At 71.1% G+C, this 2,174-nt stretch carries 2 protein-coding genes; both read left to right on the top strand.

Annotated elements, in window-relative coordinates:
- Positions 1-1,256: tetratricopeptide repeat protein (locus ACFVVX_RS37925; RefSeq protein WP_387952727.1), on the top strand; the 1,256-nt coding region annotated here is incomplete at its 5' end.
- Positions 1,257-1,431: 175 nt separating this feature from the next.
- Positions 1,432-2,174 (top strand): NB-ARC domain-containing protein (locus tag ACFVVX_RS37920; protein WP_387952726.1); only part of this gene is annotated, 743 nt, incomplete at its 3' end.

Genomic DNA, 2,174 nt, shown 5'->3' with positions numbered 1-2,174 from the left:
TCTGGACCCACACCCTCGCCGTCCTCGACGACCGCAGCCCCCTCGCCGTCACCATCCTCAACACCCTCGCCTGGCTCGCCCCCGACGACATCCCCCTGGCACTCCTCCAGGGCATCGCCACCGGGGACGACCTCGACGAGGCCCTCGCCGCCCTCCGCACCTACAGCATGATCACCCTCACCCGCGACACCGTCAGCGTCCACCGCCTCGTCCAGACCGTCCTGCGCAAGCAGTCCGACCACCCCGGACGCACCGAAGCCGAACACGCCCTCACCCAGGCCCTCGACGCGCTCCCCGAACCCCCCGAACTCGGACCGGCCCCCGCCTGGGAGGAGCTCATCCCCCACCTCACCGCCCTCGCAGCCACCACCCCGCCCGACCACCACGACAACCCCATCACCCGGCATTACCTCACCGCCGCCCAGTACCTCTACCACCAAGGCCACGACGCCCGAACCATCCCCCTACGGCAGGCCCACCTCACCTACTGCGAGCGGGTGTTGGGCGACACCCATCCCGACACCCTCACCAGCCGAAACAACCTCGCCTACGCGTACGCCACAGCCGGCGACCTCGACCTTGCCCTGCCCCTACAAATCGCCACCCTCGCCCAACGCGAGGAGCTCCTCGGCCACACCCACCCCCTCACACTCAGCAGCCGCAACAACCTCGCCTGCACCTACGAATCGGCTGGTGATCTCGAACGCGCCATCCCCCTCTACGAAACCACCCTCGCCCAATGCGAAGAGATCCTCGGCGACACCCACCCCGACACCCTGCTCAGCCGCAACAACCTCGCCTACGCCTACTACATGGAGAGCGACCTCGAACGCGCCATCCCCCTCTACGAAACCACCCTCGCCCAGCGCGAAGAGACTCTCGGCCACACCCACCCCGACACCCTGCTCAGCCGCAACAACCTCGCCGCCGCCTACGAATCCGCAGGCGACCTCGAACGCGCCATCCCCCTCCACGAAGCCGCCCTCACCCAGTACGAACAGGTCCTCGGTCCTACCCACCCCGACACCCTCACCGCCCGCAACAACCTCGCGTACGCCTACGCGTCAGCCGGCGACCTCGAACGCGCCATCCCCCTCTACCGGACCGTCCTCGCCCAGCGCGAACAGATCCTCGGCCCCACTTACCCCCAGACCATCACCACCCGCGACAACCTCGACCACGCACTCCGGCAACGTGCGACAAACCAGCCCACCCGCCGCCGCTGGTGGCAGCGACGCAAGCGCGCAGCCGACTGACCCGTCCCGTTCCATCCGAACCCGAACCCGCGCCCAGATCCGCATTCCACCCAAGCCCCCGTTCCGCCCGAACCCCCCTCCGCCCGATGCGACAATGACCCCCGACCTTCGGCCAACTTCTCCTCGGGGTGGATCTGTTGAGCGCCACACGGGCCAGCACCACGGCAGCCGCATCATGACCGACCCGCACCAGCCGATCACGGCGGCGGGCGACCGGTCGGCCGCCGCCCACACCATCGGCAACGCCTTCACCGGCGACCTCGTGCTGCCCCTCGACGTCCTCAACGCGGCCCGCACCATCGGCACCGAGCGCGGCACCGGCAACCTCGCCCCGCGACCGGTCTGCGTCGGCCGCGACGAGGACCTCACCTGGCTGCGCCGCGTCCTCACCACCGACGGCAGCTCCGCCGTCACCCAGGCACCGGCCGTCCACGGCCTCGGCGGCATCGGCAAGACCACCCTCGCCCTGCACTACGCCCACCGCCACCGAGGCGACTACGCCCTCGTCTGGTGGGTCAACGCCGAATCCCCGGCCCGCATCGAGCAGTCCCTCGCCGCCCTCGCCCAACTCCTCTACCCCTCCTGGGCGGACGGCGCCTCCGAGCAGGCCCGCGCGGCCTGGGCCACCCACTGGCTGCACTGCCACCGCAACTGGCTGCTCGTCTTCGACAACGCCGAGGACCCGGCCCACCTACAGCCCTACACCGGCGCCCTCGCCTCCGGCCACCACCTCATCACCACCCGCCGCGCCACCGGCTGGCCCCGCACCACCCCCACCCGCGCCCTCGGCACCCTCGCCCCCGGCGAGGCGGCCCAACTCCTGTGCACCTACGTCGTCGAGGGGACAGCCCCGACCTCGCGCGACCTCCAGGACGCCCGCCTGCTGGCCGCCGACCTCGGCCACCTCCCGCTCGCCCT

Origin of the sequence: Kitasatospora sp. NPDC058170, from assembly GCF_042883905.1 — a bacterium.
Lineage (GTDB): Bacteria > Actinomycetota > Actinomycetes > Streptomycetales > Streptomycetaceae > Kitasatospora.
Note: the sequence above shows the minus strand (reverse complement) of the source record. Positions and strands in the feature narration are given on the sequence as shown.